The sequence below is a fragment of the Spirosoma aerolatum genome, assembly GCF_002056795.1.
GTDB lineage: Bacteria > Bacteroidota > Bacteroidia > Cytophagales > Spirosomataceae > Spirosoma > Spirosoma aerolatum.
Genome location: NZ_CP020104.1, coordinates 1205382 through 1222121, shown reverse-complemented (window position 1 = coordinate 1222121; position 16740 = coordinate 1205382). Strand labels below are relative to the sequence as shown.

Here is a 16740-nt window from a genome sequence, read left to right as displayed (position 1 = left end):
TGACATCACGATATGCTTTAGTCAGGATTTGACTTTTTTGATCAACCCTAAACTCCCATTTAGATCTCTCCTTGCGTCGGGGTGACAACATATAAAACTTCATAACCCTAAGCCCGCATACCCAGCTTGGTCAGTAATTGGGCGGCATCGCTCCAGGCTACTTCATTGGGCAGTTTATTGGTTTTGGCCGCAATGGAAGCCACAGCACCAGCCGCTTCGCCCATGGCAACGGCATTGCCCGTTACCCGATAACTAGCATGAGCTACAAAGTCGCCACTGATGCAACGTCCGGCCATCATGAGTCCATCCACATCTTTGGCAATCAGTGCCCGTAGTGGAATGTCGTACGGGATCATTTTGATGCCACCCCGACCGATGGTTTCTACCTCGTTGGTTTTCCGATCAGCCGCGTGAATGTCGACGCCAAAGGTTGGTCGAACTACCGCATCCTCATGTCGGGCACCAACTACCAAATCCTGTTTGGTAACTGTATAGCGACCATGAATCCGTCGGCCGTCACGAATACCAATCTGCTCGGGGGTTGCCACAATCTGCATACCCTCCCAGGGCCCACCTAGTTTGTTCAGCCCCCGCACAATGTTGTACACTTCAGCTCTGGCCTGAACAGTAGCTTCGGTAATCTCATCAGCATCGAACGCTTTGATATTGTACTCATGATTGACCATAATCATGACCAGATTATCCCGAATCAGAAAGAGCGTTGGCATACCATATGAAGGCGTAATACCTGCCCTAGCAATCTCCTTTTTGAACGCTTCAACCGCTGGAACATGCCAGTTCTTTTTATCACCATCGTTCGTGTAAAACGAAATGAACTGCTTCAGAGCCGCCGGATCACGAACAACAGCCAACGTATTGAGTGTCAGCGGCTGGCAGGGACATGTATCGCCACCATGCCCGATTTCCCAACTGTTGCCTGCCTGGGCTCCCACATCACCATCGCCGGTAGCATCGATAAATACTTTGGCTTTCCAGGCTTCACGACCCGACTTGGAATCGGTCACAATGGTTGTAAGCTGTTTTTTGTCTTTATAAGCGGACGATACGCGGGTGAGCAACCGAAACTTTACACCCGCTTCGATACACATTTCTTCCAGCAACACTTTCATTTCGTCGGGGTGGTACACAAACTGATCAGCAATTTTGTTGCGACGGGCATTTCGCTCATCGAGTTTCACCTTGATTTCTTTGGTCAGCCCTGGCTTGTCGAAATCGAAAATGTAGGTCAGTAGCCCGGCCGTCCAGACGCCCCCCAAGCACCCGTGAACTTCAATCAACTGCGTTTTGGCTCCCGCGCGGGCAGCCGTAATGGCGGCCGATACACCCGCCGGCCCGGCTCCACACACCACGACGTCAAACTCGCCTTTGATGGGTAAATTGCGGGCGGGTTCTTTAAATTCGTCAGCCGTTTTCAATGCGGCTTGGGCGTCTGATGCCAGTACAGGCAACGCAGCGGCTCCCGCGCCAGCAAGCGTCGATTGAATAAATTTCCGGCGGTTCAGGCTGAACATGGCCGATAGGCGATTTTGATTCTCCGTTGATTCCATGGACGAGAGATATAGGAATGAACAATGAATAATGCAAAATGGACAATGAACTCACGCACAGGCCAATAATTACCCATTTTACATTATCCATTGTTCATTGAATTGAACATTTAGTACCCTGGATTTTGGTCTTTTACTGGATCAATAGCGGTATTGTAACTTACTTCCGAAACCGGAACAGGCCACAGATAATGTTTCTGAACGATGGTTTTGCCTTTGGCAGCCAGAATGATTTCGGCCGCTTTACCCGTTCGTTTGAGTTCGAGCCAGCGTTTGCCTTCATATTGAAATTCATAACCCCGCTCTTTCACCAGTAAATTCAGGAATGCAGCCGCCGATCCGTAATCAGCAAGTTTGAAATCAACCGACGATGGGGTGCCCGACGGCTTCCCATACGCCCGGCGATGCACCTGATTGAGGGCTTCCATCGCGGCTGTTGTTGGGCCATTCGCGGCCTGACTGGCGGCTTCAGCATAAATCAGCAGCAGATCGGCGTAGCGGTACCAGCTTACATCATTGGCGGCTCCCGCAAATTCGAGTGAATTCGGATCAATGTATTTCTTACTAAGCAAGGATGTAGTACCAACCCCGATATTCCACGAATACCAGAGCATTTTCCGCAGGTCGGCGTTATCCCAATTGCTGTAGGTGGGCAAGGTACTATCGCTGTACAGCCCAAATACACCACCACCACCACCCAGCAGTTTGGTTCCGGGATGATTGGTTAATGTAGGAAACAGATTACCCTGACCAGGTTGGTGCGAGAACTTTAGGGAGAAGATCTCTTCGCTGGTTGTGATGACATCAGGCCCAAAAATCTTCAGAAAATCATCGACGGTTGCGACCTGAACCAGCGCGTATTTATTGGTTTTAATCACTTCATCAGCTTTATCGCGGGCTTCGGCATATTTACCAAGTTGCAGGTATACATCAGCCAGCATGGTTTTGGCCGCCCATTTTGTAGGTCTGCCAATGTCCGTTACCTGATCGGGCAGGCTCGTTTCGGCCACCTGCAAATCCGACAAAATCAGCGCATATACTTCATCGACGGAGTTTCGTTTTGCCGTGATATCGGCCATATTCGCTTCTGTCCGAATGGGTACTCCACCCCAGTTACGTACCAGATGGAAGTAACTGAACGCCCGCAGAAACTTGGCTTCAGCGATTGACTTGGCAATATCGGCCTGACTGATCGCCTTCCCGTTGGGTGCATTTTTAATCACCAGATTCGCATTGCGGATACTCAGATAGAAGGCCGACCACGCACCCGATACCCGGCTAACGTTGACGTTGTCCAGTCCCGCAAAATTATTCAGGATGGCATAGCTGCCCCGGCCAAGCCCATAGTCGGTATGCCCTTCCAGTACGGCGATATAAACGCCCATACCACTGGTATTACTATCGCGCAAAGGGGTATAAATAGCATTAACGGCTGCCTGTACTTCGGCCAGCGTATTGTAGAACGTCTCTACAGCCAGTGATTTAGGCGCTTCCTTCAGCACATCCTCACAGGATGCCAACAAAAGCGTGGAGAGGAGGAATAGGAGTTTTTTCATAATTCTGAATGATTGAATTGCTGAATGATCGAATGATCGAATTGCGGGCGATTTGAAAATCCCATTCAACAATTCAATCATTCTATCATTCAATCATTGGCAATTAAAACCCAGCTCGCACACCAAAGGTGATGGACTTGGCAGTAGGGTAGCTGTATTGGTCGAAACCCTGGGCAATGGAGTTGGACCCACCACTGGAGTTCACTTCGGGGTCCCACCACGAATAGTTGGTAAACGTCAGCAGGTTTTGGCCACTGGCATACACTTGCATCGACCGAATCCAGGTTGCCCCCCATTTCTGAATGGGTAGGTTATACGCCAACTGAATGTTTTTCAGCCGTAAGTACGATCCGTTTTCCACAAATCGATTTGAAACGTTGACACGTGTGGTACTGCTCACGAGCGGATATTTAGCGTTGGTGTTGGTCGGTGTCCAGTGATTCAGAAAAACCTCGCGCGGCATATTCAGCCCATACCCGTAATCGACCGTATTGTTGATGGCACTGGTGTTGAAAATGTCGTTGCCCTGTGTGCCCTGCAAAAAGAGGGTCAGATCGAAGTTTTTGTACGACATGCTGGAATTGAATCCGTAGATGAATTTGGGATTGGGATTCCCGATGAATGTCTTGTCGCGAACAGTGATGGCCCCATCGCCATCCATATCCTTGTATTTTATTTTGCCTTTATCGTCGTACCCATCTTCGATATAGCCCCAGAACATGCCCATCGGCTGGCCTTCCCGAAGAATATTTCGCGTATCGGTAATGGCCGATATATCGACAAAAGCGCCCAGAATATCCTGCCCACCGTATAATTTTACCACCTTGTTCCGATTCAGCGCCACATTCGTGTTTACATTCCACTTTAACGCGCCCGTCAGAATATTGGCGTTAATTCCCAACTCCAACCCTTTGTTCTGCACTTCGCCTACGTTCTGAATCGTCGTGGTAAAGCCTAGGGACGACGGAAGCTGTACGGTATTCAGCAGATCGCGGGTGTTTTTGATGTAGTAATCGGCTGTGATCAGGATGCGGTTTTGCAGGATGCCCAGATCTATGCCGATGTCCTTTTGCTCCGTAGTTTCCCATTTCAGATTGCCGGGAAGGTTTGTACCGGGCGAGTAGGCCGTATAAAGCGCATCTCCAAAAATGGTTTTTCCCGAATATAGCTGGTTCAGTGTGGCATAGGCATTAATGGCCTGACTGCCTGTAAGGCCCCAACTGGCCCGAAGTTTCAGATCTGAGACCAGGTTGCTGTTCTTCAAAAATTCTTCGTTCGAAATGCGCCACGCCAGGGCACCGGATGGAAAGTACCCCCACTTACTGCCTTCGCTGTACTTGGACGACCCATCGGCCCGAAAGCTAATCGTTGCCAGGTATTTGCTATCGAACGCATAATTGACCCGGCCCAGATACGACAACAAAACCGATTTGGAATAACCCGATGCTGGAATACCAGGAGTTCCGGCCGCTCCCAGATCAGACGTCTGACTGGAATTACTGATGTAGTTGGCCCCGCTGCCGCTCAGCGTCGTCGTCAGAAAATCCTGATAGGTAAACCCAGCCACGGCCGAAATGCTGTGCTTCTGCCGGATGGTCTTGCTATAGCTAATGGTATTCTCATTCAACAGGCTGGTTAGCTGGGTTGTACTCACATTGGCGTTACCCGTTGAACCGAAATAGTTGGTCGTTGTGTAGGAGTCGGTGCGGTCGTCGGAGTTTTCGATACCACCCGAAATTTTGATGGTCAGCTCGGGGATGGGATTATAAATAAACGCGGCATTGGTCAGAACCCGGTTGCCTTTGGTCAGGCTGCTCTGCTCGTTCAGTATGTTAATTGGGTTACGGAGCTGTGTATTAACAAACGCATAGGTTGTGCCAAATACTTCGTAAGAGCCGTCGGCTTTGTAAGGCCCTAAAACGGGCGGGGCCGATATGGCTCCCGCAATGAGCGATCCGCCCCGGTTGCTACCCTGGCTATTCTGGGCGTTCGTCGTGATTTTGGTTAACGTACTGGCAAAGTTGACCGATAGTTTTTTGCTGAGCGCATGGTTAATATTGGTCCGTATAGAGTAGCGGTTGTAGTCGCTGCCGCGAATGATTCCGTCCTGACTGAATACACTTCCCGACAGTGAAAACTGCGTTTTTTCGGTTCCCCCACTAATGTTCAGCGATGCCGTTTTCATAGGAGCGGTTTGAAATACGAGGTTCTGCCAGTCTGTACCCTGACCGAACGCGTTGATCTGGTCCTGGGTGAAATAAGGTTTCAACCCATCGTTGGCTGCCTGTTCGTTATAGAATGTCGCGTATTCTTTGGCATTCATCATATCCAGCTTTTTGCGCAGGGTTTGCGAACTGTAGCTGGCTTCGAAATCGACCGTGGCCTTGCCCGACTTTCCCCTTTTAGTGGTAATGAGGACCACACCGTTTGCCCCACGAGAGCCATAAATAGCGGTCGCCGAGGCATCTTTCAGTATCTCGATGTTTTCTATATCGGCATTGTTCAATACGGTCGGATTACTACCCGATAGGGGAAACCCATCCACTACATACAGCGGCTCGTTACTCCCCTGAATCGAGTTGGTACCGCGAATCCGCACGCTGACACTCCCACCGGGAGCACCCGTATTTTGCAACACCTGCACCCCAGCCGCCCGACCCGACAACGCCTGTAGCACGTTCGTAGCCGGATAGGCGTTTAGGTCTTTGGCCTTTACCTGAGCCAGCGACCCCGTCAGGTCACTTTTCTTAACCGTACCATAACCTACGACCACCACTTCGTCCAGCGATTTATCGTCGGGTATCATTTGTACATCGATATTGGTTCGGCTACCGATGCTGATCTCCTGATTCTGATAGCCCACAAAGGAGAAGACCAGCGTAGCCGCTCCATCTGGTATATTCAGTCGGTATTTTCCTTCGGCATCGGTGGTGGTGCCACGGGTCGTATTTTTCACTACCACGCTTACCCCAGGAAGCCCTTCACCCGTTTCGCTTTTGACGATCCCCGAAATTGATCTTTCGATAACTACCGGAGCCAATGCCTTTTCGGTTGACAGCGTAGGGGCTGCCGCATTGTCAACGAGCTGGGGCGTTACGGAGGTCTGCGCATTCAGCATTGACGTTTCCGAGCGAACGTCGGCTGTGAGTGACTTTCCCGGCTTTTTTTCGCCAATCACCATATACACCCCACTTTTCACTTTCTTGTAGCGAAGCCTTTGTGGACGAAGGATTGTATCCAGATTTTTTTCCAGTGAAGCCGCCGGATCGACCATCGAGGAAAGTACTGTCTGATCGTTGATCAGTTTGTCTTCAAATAAAATATCGACGTGGTAGCGCGCCTTAAACTGGTTGAGTACATCCCGGAGTTGAAGCATCTGCGAAGCGGTCATGGAGGACTGAACGGGCTTTTGTGCAGCCCAATTAGCAGCCATCACCTGTGCTTCTCCGGGGTAGCCATTCAGCAATACGCTGATGAGCAAAGCCACTGATGAGCGGAGAGCCTGTTGCATGTGAGTAAGTAAAGGTTAGGAGTTAATTCGTAAAGGTTACGTTGTTGTTATCGCGGTGGTAGTTGATCTGGAGCAGATCAGCCACCAGTTTGATCAGTTCATTAGCATCCTGAGCCGGGAAAGCCCCCGAAATGGTCCGATTGGCCAGTTCTTCGCCTTCTATATGGACAGTCAGGCCATAGTTATCGTGCAAGGTCTGGGCAATCTCCCGCAGTGACGTAGTCTCGAAGGTAAAACGGTGTTGTTTCCACGACGATGCATTTTCAGGATGCGGGGTTTGCTTCAACGCCAGGTTGCCCTGCGCATCGAGCGTGACTAGATCACCAGGTTTCATTAGCATGGCGGGTTCATTCGGCTGTTTCGGCAGAGTCAGAGCAACTTTTCCCGAACGCAACACAACCTGCGTCCGGCGCTCCCGACTGAAAACTGTGAATTGCGTCCCCAATACATTCACTGCCAAGCCCTTCGGAGTCAGAACGACAAATCGCTGGTGATTTGGGAGATGACGCACGGAGAAGTCGGCCTCCCCGGTTAGTTCAACCTGTCGTCCGGCCGTTGCAACGGATAGGAGCGGAATATGACTTTCTGAAGCAAAGCTAAATCGCGGGAAACGAATGCGAGAATTGGCATTCAACTCCACAACCGACCCATCAGGCAACAGGCAGTGTTTGGTTTCGCCAAAGCCGGTTTCGATGGTTTTGTAGCGAATAACGTCGCCAGCCAGCCAGTTGCCAATGCCCAGAATCAGGATCACAGAAGCAGCCGCCAGCCAAACACCCATCCGCCTATTGCCCCACCATCGAACGGCTCTTTCCTCAGTTGGAGAATTTATCCAAACGGTAGTATATATACGTTTTCGGGTAGCGTCAAAAGCGTTCTGCCAGTTGGTCGTTAGTTGGAGGTTGGCAAGTTCCCACTCATGCAGCCACTGGTAATACGTATCCTGATTACCGGGTTGGGCCAGCCAGCGTTCAATTGATTTTTTCTGGATTGGACTCACCTTTCCGGCGAAATAGTCGAAAACGAGCGTTTTATTCACAAGTTCTTCCATAACAAAGGGGTTTGGGGAATGACACCGTATGGTTAATTTACCCTTAGTGTAATCCAACAAAAAGTAGACAAACCATCGTCAGAATGGCCCGCCGGATTTGAGACAAGGCCCGCGACAGATGGGCTTCTACGGTTTTCAGCGCAATACCCAGCTCGGTAGCAATTTCCAGATTTTTCCGGTTTTCGAATCGGCTCATCAGAAACACGCGCTGGCACTGGGAGGGTAATTCTTTGATGACTTTCTCCAGGCGCTGAAAGGTTTCATCGTACTCGACCAACGTCTGGGGCGACTCCTCCGCTCCCGCATACTCCAACTCATCAATCGACGCCGGAGCGCGGTTGCCCGTTAGCTCGTCGCGCAGGTAATTATAGGCCCGATGGCGCACGGCGGCATAGAGATAGGTACGATAGGTAAATTGTACAGAGCGATTTGCATCCGTTTTCCAGAGCTGGTAAAATATTTCGCTGACAATATCTTCGGCCACCTCACGGGTATACACAAACCGCAGTGCATGGCTGCAAAGGGGATTATAATAAAGCCGGAACAGAGCTTCAAACCCTTTTTCCGACGATTCGGCGAAGGCCGCTCTGATAAAATACTCGTTATCCACAACGGCCGTTGCGTGACTGCCCGCACGCAGGGGGCGGGGTACATCACCTGAATCGAAGCGCTGATATCCTTCTGGTTCGGTCATAAGATTGCCGGTCAAGTACGCGAATGACACGAATGCTGGCGATTACCCTTAGTCGAAAATAACTTTTTTGTGAAAATTTTTCTCTGATTTTCACAAAAACCAACCAAAAAGCCCTAGAGACCCTATAAAAATAAATTCCCGGCAGACATCCACCGGGAATTTACCAAACCAACCTATTACTGGAACACGGATCATTATGATGGTTATGATAGATTAAGATCTGTGTAAAACATAAGAATCATAACAATCTGTGTTCTATCCGCTTAGTCAACTTTGTTGCCCGAAAGTAGCACAACCAAATTCGTTATTTCTTACTCTGCCGCAACAAATCGCGCTCTTTAATCAGCTCATCCCAGGTCCAGGGTATTGTGCGACCAGCCGTTTGTTCCCGGATTTTCTTTACCTGTTCGGGTTTGACCAGCACGAAATTAGTCATATAGCCCGACGACATTTCCGGAAAACTCTGCATACCCAGTTCCAGCCGGACATAGGTCAGTACCGACGCAATCCACTCATCGCTGTTCGTACCCATAGGCGGCATCATTTCGTGATACGTAACGCCATCGACAGGCCCCGTCAGTCCATTGAGCATGATCTTGATGACTTCGTCGCGGTTTTCGAGCAGCTTGAATTTACCAGCCAGATGGGGTGCCATTTTCGTAGGCGTACCTTCGCCCTGCGGCCCGTGGCAGGTTGAGCAAAGCGACGTAAAAATCTGCTTCCCCTCCCCTACCCGCTTTCGGTCTTCCGGCAACAGGGCGGCCAGGCGACTGCTGCCAACTTTTCGGGTTTCCTCGGCTTTTTTCAGGGTTCGTTCTATGCTCGTCAGTATTACATGATCGGAATGCCGGGCCAGGATAGCCTGTCCAATTGCTTTGGCGTTATCGGCCTTACTGTACGACAGCGATAGCAGCAGTTGCGCCAGCACATCGCTGTCCGTATCGTTTTTGAGCGACTCCAGCTTATCAAACACCTGCCTATCAGCCGTTTTAATCCAGGGTTCGCTGAGCCATAAGGCCATCTTCCGCATTTCGGGTGCTGGATCGCTCAGGGTAGTCAGCAGTAGTGGTTTGTCGATGGCATCCAGCCCTTCCAGTGTCCACAAGGCGTGAATCCGGGCCAGGCTTGATGGTTTTTTGGTCAATGGTCCTTTCTGGCCCAGCGCGATTTTTCTCAATGAAGTCACTGACGACTTGTCGTTGCGCACAATGATTTCTTTTTGGGCATTATCGCGCCACCAGCCGTTCGGATGATCCAGATAGGTGACTAGTTTGGTCGTGGTTTCGTTCAGCATTTTGGGGGCTGGACTGGGTTTTATACCATCGTAAACCAGCCGGTAGATACGCCCCCGGTCAATGTTTTTGTTCAGCCCTTTGCTCATGATCTGGGCGTACAGGTAACTCCCCGGCTGAGCCCAGGTCGATTCCTGAATGATGCCCCGGTACATATCGACAATATACAGACAGCCATCGGGCCCTGTGTAGGTGTTGATGGGCCGGAAATTCATATCGGTCGATGAAATGAATTCGTCCTGATGATACACGTTATACAGTCGGATTTTTCCGTTTTCGTTTTTGATATTGGCCCGTCGGATAATGCGGGCAACGGGTTCGGCCACGATATAATCGCCGAAGATTTGTTTTGGAAGTCGATCTCCGCGAAAAACAGATTGGCCACAGATGGACGTAAAATCGGCCATCGTACTGTCGGGACGAAGGGTTTTGGGGCCACCATTCACATCGGGCGTTTTAATGGCTGACCAAACATGGTTGAATCCGTCTTCGAACGCATCCGGTAAATCGAGCTGTCCATAGGCCGGGTTAATCTGAAAGCCCGATGCCGCAATGCCAGATGCAGCCCGGCTGAAGAAAACGCGTCCGTAATCGTCGTGCGTCAGCCCCCACTGGCCAGCCGCAAACGGAAGTGTATCGGCCTTAAGCACACCTTTTTTGTACCGATAGCGAATGGGATCGATGGTTTCATAAATCCAGTTGTCCAGGTTCCAGTCAAGGCCACTGCGCTGGTGTTCCACATTACCGAAAGCTTTCCGTTTATTCTGAAACACAGGCCTTTTCTTATCAGCTTTACCATCGCCATTGGTATCCTGATAGGCGTAAATATCGTAGGAATCGGTTTCATTGACCAGCAGTTCGTGACCGATACACAGAATGGCACGGGGCAGCAGCAGGTCTTTCAGAAACACCGAACTCTTGTCCATTTTGCCATCACCGTTGGTATCTTCCAGCAGCATAATTCGACTTTTGGGCAGGTTTTGTCCTGTTGCCAGTACGGTCTGCATGTAGGTTTCCATTTGCGCCACATACAAGCGCGCATTGCCATCCCAGGCTAGTGCTACGGGTTCTGAAATCATTGGCTCACTAGCCACCAGTTCGAGGTGATAGCCTTTGGGCAGTCGAAACGTTTTCATACTGGCTTCCGGCGATAGCGGTACAGTAGTCGGAGTCTGACTGACAGATCGGGGTGTCTCGAATGGATCTTCCTGGCTATCATCCGCACGCTGATAAGCAGTGAAAAGCAGTATCGACGACAGAATGACAATCGTGGTAATCCAGTAAGAATGTTTCATACCAATTTTATAAAGTTCTTTTTTGACAGGATTTACAGGGTATACCCTGTAAATCCTGTCAAAAAGCATCAAGGAAGTTCGTCAATCTCAATATCTTTATAAGCCACCTGCGTAACGCCAGCCCCATGAATCTGTAATCCAATAACACCCGACTGCGGAATGGTTTCGTCCGATTCTGTGTAATCGACCGTCTGATGGCCATTGACATACAGCCTAATCCGGCGATTTTCGGCCTGTATCCTAAAATCGTTCCAGTCGGCTACTTTTATCCATTTAGCCGTTTGTACAGAATCTGGCTGGACCAGCGTCACTTTTCGGCGCGACTCGTCATACAGGCTCCCCCAGTACTTCGGCCCCCAGTCGGCCTGATAGCCAATCATTTCGTAAGCCGGGCTGGTCAGTCGTTTACTCCGAAACTGTACGCCCGCATTTACAAAACCTTTCGTTCCGGTTAGCCGAACTTTCAGCCGCAGGATGAAATTGGCGTAGGAGCGGGTGGTACACAGAAAATCGTTGTGCGGCACCATCCGATCGGGGTGTCCGGCGGCAATCGTTCCATTTTCGATTCGCCAAGTGTTTACCGTGTCGCCTTCCCAACCCCGAAAGGTTTTCCCATCGAATAGCCGGACGCTCTTTTTTAGAGGGATTGCATAGAAGCTGAGGAGAGATACAGTGATTATAAGCAGAAAGGACTTCATAGTAAGTGCTTCGGATTTAATAGAACACAGATTTTTATGATTAAGGCTAATTATCATACCCATACGAATCTGTGTTCTATTGATATCTACTCAAGCTCGTTAATACCCAGGATTTTGTTTCAGATCAGGGTTGGTAATGATTTCGCTTACGGGAATCGGATAGAGCAAATCCCGGTCGGTTACGTTAAACGCAGTGGCAATAGGGGCTCCACCTGTCGGATAATAATACGCCTGTGGGTTTGCTTTGACTTTAGCGCCAAACGCCGACATCACCTGTACAGCCGTGCCACTTCGGACCAGATCGTGCCAGCGTTTGTTTTCAAAAGCCAGTTCAACCTGCCGCTCTTTCAGGATGCTGGCTTGCAGGGCCGTCTGACTGCCTGCTGTCAAGGGATTTAATCCAGCTCGTACCCGAACCTGATTCAGATAGCCTACCGCATCGGCCTGCCGCCCCTGCTCGTTGGTCACTTCGGCCAGCATCAGCAGCACCTCAGCGTACCGATAAATCGGACCATTATCGGCCGTCTGCCCATAGACGGAGTGCGGATGCAGGTATTTTTTGATGTAAGGCGTATGGTTATACGTAATTCCTATCAGGGGTGACGGCCCGGTATAAAACCCGATGGAAGCCGCAAATCGCTGGTCTTTAAGTGTATCTTCATACGCCTTCAGCAAGTCGGGCGTCGGAACGTTGTACCCCCCATAGGTTTGCTGCGAGGCAGGTTTCACCCCCGTAATAACCGATGGGTCGGCCAGCACAGGTATAAACAGATAAGGCAGCGCATTAAAGATAGCCTGTGAAGTTCCCTCGGCGTACTGTATGTCGAAAACGATCTCCTTATTACCTTTATTGGTCGGCTTAAAAATATCAGCGTAGTTGGGCAGCAGGCTGTAACCCAGCGTGGTTACGGTTTTCAGAGCGGTTTCGGCATCGGCCCAGGCTTTCTGATCCATGTAGGCATCGGCCAGCAAGGTATACGCAGCACCCGCCGTAGCCCGCCCGGTTGCCGAAGCAACAGCAGGCAGTAGTTTAGCCGCAGCCGACGCATCAGCCACAATCTGTTTGTAAACCTCCGTAGCGTCGGAACGTGCCTTAAAGGTGGTTTGGTACGATGTAGCCGGTTCCAGAAACAGCGGCACACTGCCAAAATTTTTGACCAGATCGAAGTAGGCAAAGGCCCGCAGAAAAAGTGCCTGTCCTTTCAGATTGGCTTTCGCCGACTCAACGAATGTTGCCGATTCGAGGCTTTTCAACACCTGATTGGCCCGGGAAATAATCAGATAATCGTTCGTCCATTTGCCCAGCGTATAGGTATTGTTGGTTTCTACAGTAAACGTAGCCGGATCTTCCTGCTGCTTTCCGCCACGCTGAGCAATGTTATAGATAAAGAAGGTATTGTCGGACCGCATTTCGTTCAGAACCCAGTCCTGATTGTAGATTCCCTGAAGGGGGGCATAAATACCACCCACAGCCTGTTCAAAATCGGTCTGCGACTGATAGAAATTGTCCGCTGCCAGCGAGGTTTCAGGAACCACCTCCAGAAAACTCTTGCAGGCACTCAGCATCAGCAACGCTATACTAACGATAAGAGATTTAGGTTTCATGATGTAGGATTTTCCGTGGTTTATAGGCCAATATTGACACCGAAGCTGATCGTCCGGGGAACGGGATAGGAGTTTTCGTCGACGCCCGGCGAACTGCCACTGCTCGAATTTCGGGTATTTACTTCTGGGTTGCCGGGGTATTTGGTAATCACCCAGGCATTCTGAATGCTGCTGTAAACCCGTAGGTTTCGGACACTCTTGATCTTGATCGGCAGCGTGTAGCCCAGGGTAATGTTCTTGAACGACAGAAAACTGCCGTCTTTCAGGTAGCGCGTACTCCAGCGGTCGCGTTCGAGATAAGTAGTTCCCTGCTGCACACTGCCGTATTTACCATCACCCGGATCGGAGGGTGATTTCCAGCGATTTTTCACTTCGGCCAGTACGTTAAATGGCCCGTCGAGATTCGTCAGCCAGTTTTCGTAATGGGCCAGAATCTGGTTGCCATAACTGCCCGTAATGGTCAGGCCAAAGTCGAAATTTCGGTAATTGATCTGGTTGGTCAGCCCGAAAATGTATTTTGGCCAGGGCGTTCCGGTTGTGGTGTAATCTTCTGGAAAAGTAATCTTGCCGTCGCCATTGATATCCCGAAATTTGATAATACCCACCTGCGAATCAGCGTATTTGGGCGAATTATCGAAATCCTGCTGGTTCTTGTAAACGCCATCCCACACGGCTCCCCAGAACAACCCAACCGGCGAACCGACCTGCGAAATATGACTGGTAAACCCATAGTTGGTCATGCCATGGTAGAGCGCCGTTACTGATGACAGTTTCTCAACCCGGTTCCGGTCGAACGACAGATTCAGGGTGGTGTTCCAGCTAAAACGATTGGTGTGGATATTGATGGTATTGAGACCGATTTCATGCCCCCAGAATTTCAGTTCGCCAATGTTGGTCTGGATGTTGCTGAAGCCCGACGATACCGGCACCGATACGTTATACAACAGGTTACTGGAGATGGTACGGTAGTAGTTATACGTCAGTTGAATCCGGTCGTTGAGTAGGTACACATCCGCCCCAATGTTCAGTTGTTTTTTCTGCTCCCAACCTAAGTTATTATCGCCCAGATTGTTGGCTGCCCGTCCCTGAAACAGTGTATTCGCAAAGGCGTAATATACCGGACCAACTGTTGAGCGGAAGGTATAGTTACCAATCTCAAAATTCCCGGTAAGCCCGTAGCTGGCTCGTAGTTTCAGGAACGAAATGGGAGTCAATTTCCAGAAGGCCTCTTTCGAAACAATCCAGCCAATGGACGCCGAGGGGAAATTTCCCCAGCGGTTGTTGGGCCCAAAGCGCGATGAGCCATCCCGCCGAATCGAAGCGGTTAGCAGGTATTTTCCTTTGTAATTGTAGTTGAGTCGCCCCAGAAAGGAAAGCAATACCCACTCCTGCACATTGCTGGTCACAACGGTTTTTCCGGCCGCACTCACCGCCTGAATTTTGTCGTCGGGATAATTGGTGGCCGTAACCAGCGTGTTATCGCTGCGAGAACGCTGAGCCGTGAAATCGACCAGCGCGTCGATACTATGCCCATTCAGCTCCCGCTGATAGGTCAGTGAGTTTTCGTTGACCCAGTTGTAGGAACGGGTACTATTGTCCGAGCCACTCGGGATCAGCGGTGGGGGCGAAAACAATTTACCAATGGTCGATGGATTGAACTGGAAAATACTGTTGTAACCCAGTTGGACATTGGCTGTTGTTTTGGCTTTCAAACCCTGTATTATTTCGTATTCCAGATAAGCATTGGACAGTAGCGACAGGGTTTTGTTTTTATAGATTTTTTCCTCAGCCACCCGCAGCCAGTTCGGGTTCCCAAACGAAGCAGGGTCTGAAGCGGTTAAGGCCAAGCTCCCATCGGCATTATAGGGACTGGTCAGTGGACTGGTCGAGAGGGCTGATGAAACGATATTTTCGGACCCATAAGGATTCCCATCGGTCGGGAAATTCCGGTTTATGGCGTAGTTCGGCGCTACATTGAATCCGATTCGAATTCGGTCGCTGGGTGTAAAGATTGTATTGGACCGCAACGACAGGCGTTCAAATCCGGTGCCAATCACAACGCCATCTTCTTTAAAATAGCCACCTGTCACCGAAGTCAGGATGTTTTTGGTTCCCGAACTCAGCGTTAGGTTATAACTCTGAACGGCTCCGGTTCGGGTCACAACGTCGTACCAGTTGGTGCCTTTCCCGGCATACTGCGCTGGATTCTGGAATACAGGATTTACGGTTCGGCCATTGAATTCGGCGATTTCTTTCTCAAACTGAGCGTACTCCTGCGCATTCATCATTTTCAGCTTCCGGGCGTCAGGAATTTGCTCGAAACCATAATAGGTATTGAAATCAATCTGCGTTTTACCCGCTTTGGCGGCTTTAGTCGTAATCAGCACAACCCCATTTCCCGCCCTCGATCCATACAGAGATGAAGCAGCTGCATCTTTCAGGACACTAATGCTTTCGATTTCGGCTGGATTTATCGTATTAATATCGCCCGTAATCGGCATTCCATCCACGACATACAACGGATTGGCTCCAGCCGTAATCGACACCGATCCCCGCACTTTGATATTCATGCCCTCACCGGGGCGCCCCGTCACCTGATCGATACGGACACCAACCAGCTTGCCCTGTAGCATCTGGGCCACCTGGCCCACCGGCGGATCTTTCAACTCTTTGGCTGCGATACTGGTAATGGCTCCACTAATATCCTCTTTCACCTGCGTACCATATCCCACCACCACCACTTCGTTCAGCGATTTCTGATCGGGCACCAGTTGCACCTCTATCAGTGTCCGATTCCCGACAACGACTTCCTGATTTACATACCCCACAAACGAAAATACCAGCGTTGTTACCGACCCGTTGCCAGATTCATCGGGAATAACCAGGCGGAATTTACCCTCCGAATCGGTCGTTGCACCACGGGTCGTATTTTTAAGTACAACGCTGACGCCCGGCAAGCCTTCGCTGGTTTCGCTGCGAACTACTCCAGTCAACGTTCGATCAACGAATTCGGCGGAGGCCGGATACTTAGTCGTAGCCCCCTCACCCACATCTTCCGACGTAGGTCCACGCACAATGGCAATCTGACTACCTGTTACCACATACCTTAGTTGCAGGGGTTTTAACAGCCGTTCCAGAATATCGGCCAGTTTTTCGTCGGTAGCCGCCAGCGATACTTTCCGGTCGATTTGAACAATCTGCCGACTGTAAACGAACTTGATATGCGCGGTTTTTTCCAGCGTTTGCAGAGCCTGCCGGAACGTGTTGTTATCCAGTCGGATACTGACTCGCTGGTCGAGGAGTTCCTGGGCATTCGCTGCCAGAACGCCGTTGACCAGCCATACCGTAAGCAACAATTGGAGTAGCGAGATTCGCATAAGCATCCGAATCGTTTCGTGATTTGTAAACTTGTACATAACTTGGGGGTAGGTCTAGTTATTCCGGGCAAAGGAGTAGCTATACCGGTCGGC

General features: G+C 50.3%; 9 protein-coding genes. All 9 read right to left on the bottom strand.

Annotation, left to right across the window (positions count from 1 at the left end; all coding sequences use genetic code 11):
- Positions 1-107: 107 nt before the first annotated feature.
- Positions 108-1568: an FAD-dependent oxidoreductase gene (locus tag B5M13_RS05025; protein WP_080054586.1), complete on the bottom strand. Its 1461-nt coding sequence runs from the start codon at positions 1566-1568 to the stop codon at positions 108-110.
- A gap of 110 nt (positions 1569-1678) precedes the next feature.
- Entirely contained in the window at positions 1679-3124 is a 1446-nt protein-coding gene (locus tag B5M13_RS05020; protein WP_080059804.1) for a RagB/SusD family nutrient uptake outer membrane protein, read from the bottom strand.
- Positions 3125-3227: 103 nt separating this feature from the next.
- A complete protein-coding gene (locus tag B5M13_RS05015) occupies positions 3228-6635 on the bottom strand; it encodes a SusC/RagA family TonB-linked outer membrane protein (RefSeq protein WP_245859779.1) in 3408 nt (1135 codons plus the stop codon).
- A 22-nt stretch (positions 6636-6657) separates the two neighbouring features.
- Positions 6658-7686 (bottom strand): FecR family protein, encoded by a 1029-nt coding sequence (locus B5M13_RS05010; protein WP_080054585.1) that lies wholly within the window; start codon positions 7684-7686, stop codon positions 6658-6660.
- Between the two features lie 43 nt (positions 7687-7729).
- Complete coding sequence (locus B5M13_RS05005; RefSeq protein WP_080054584.1) at positions 7730-8380, bottom strand: RNA polymerase sigma-70 factor; 651 nt, start codon at positions 8378-8380, stop codon at positions 7730-7732.
- 304 nt (positions 8381-8684) lie between these two features.
- Complete coding sequence (locus tag B5M13_RS05000; RefSeq protein ID WP_080059802.1) at positions 8685-10967, bottom strand: DUF7133 domain-containing protein; 2283 nt, start codon at positions 10965-10967, stop codon at positions 8685-8687.
- 68 nt (positions 10968-11035) lie between these two features.
- Positions 11036-11665 (bottom strand): 3-keto-disaccharide hydrolase, encoded by a 630-nt coding sequence (locus B5M13_RS04995; protein ID WP_080054583.1) that lies wholly within the window; start codon positions 11663-11665, stop codon positions 11036-11038.
- Positions 11666-11764: 99 nt separating this feature from the next.
- Positions 11765-13270, bottom strand: a complete 1506-nt coding sequence (locus B5M13_RS04990; protein ID WP_080054582.1) for a RagB/SusD family nutrient uptake outer membrane protein — start codon at positions 13268-13270, stop codon at positions 11765-11767.
- Between the two features lie 20 nt (positions 13271-13290).
- Entirely contained in the window at positions 13291-16686 is a 3396-nt protein-coding gene (locus B5M13_RS04985) for a TonB-dependent receptor (RefSeq protein ID WP_080054581.1), read from the bottom strand.
- Positions 16687-16740: the final 54 nt, after the last annotated feature.

Bases quoted from the DNA above. Each gene is read 5' to 3' on its own strand.
- B5M13_RS05025 (WP_080054586.1), bottom strand. From the start codon at position 1,568: ATGGAATCAACGGAGAATCAAAATCGCCTATCGGCCATGTTCAGCCTG.
- B5M13_RS05020 (WP_080059804.1), bottom strand. From the start codon at position 3,124: ATGAAAAAACTCCTATTCCTCCTCTCCACGCTTTTGTTGGCATCCTGT.
- B5M13_RS05015 (WP_245859779.1), bottom strand. From the start codon at position 6,635: ATGCAACAGGCTCTCCGCTCATCAGTGGCTTTGCTCATCAGCGTATTG.
- B5M13_RS05010 (WP_080054585.1), bottom strand. From the start codon at position 7,686: ATGGAAGAACTTGTGAATAAAACGCTCGTTTTCGACTATTTCGCCGGA.
- B5M13_RS05005 (WP_080054584.1), bottom strand. From the start codon at position 8,380: ATGACCGAACCAGAAGGATATCAGCGCTTCGATTCAGGTGATGTACCC.
- B5M13_RS05000 (WP_080059802.1), bottom strand. From the start codon at position 10,967: ATGAAACATTCTTACTGGATTACCACGATTGTCATTCTGTCGTCGATA.
- B5M13_RS04995 (WP_080054583.1), bottom strand. From the start codon at position 11,665: ATGAAGTCCTTTCTGCTTATAATCACTGTATCTCTCCTCAGCTTCTAT.
- B5M13_RS04990 (WP_080054582.1), bottom strand. From the start codon at position 13,270: ATGAAACCTAAATCTCTTATCGTTAGTATAGCGTTGCTGATGCTGAGT.
- B5M13_RS04985 (WP_080054581.1), bottom strand. From the start codon at position 16,686: ATGTACAAGTTTACAAATCACGAAACGATTCGGATGCTTATGCGAATC.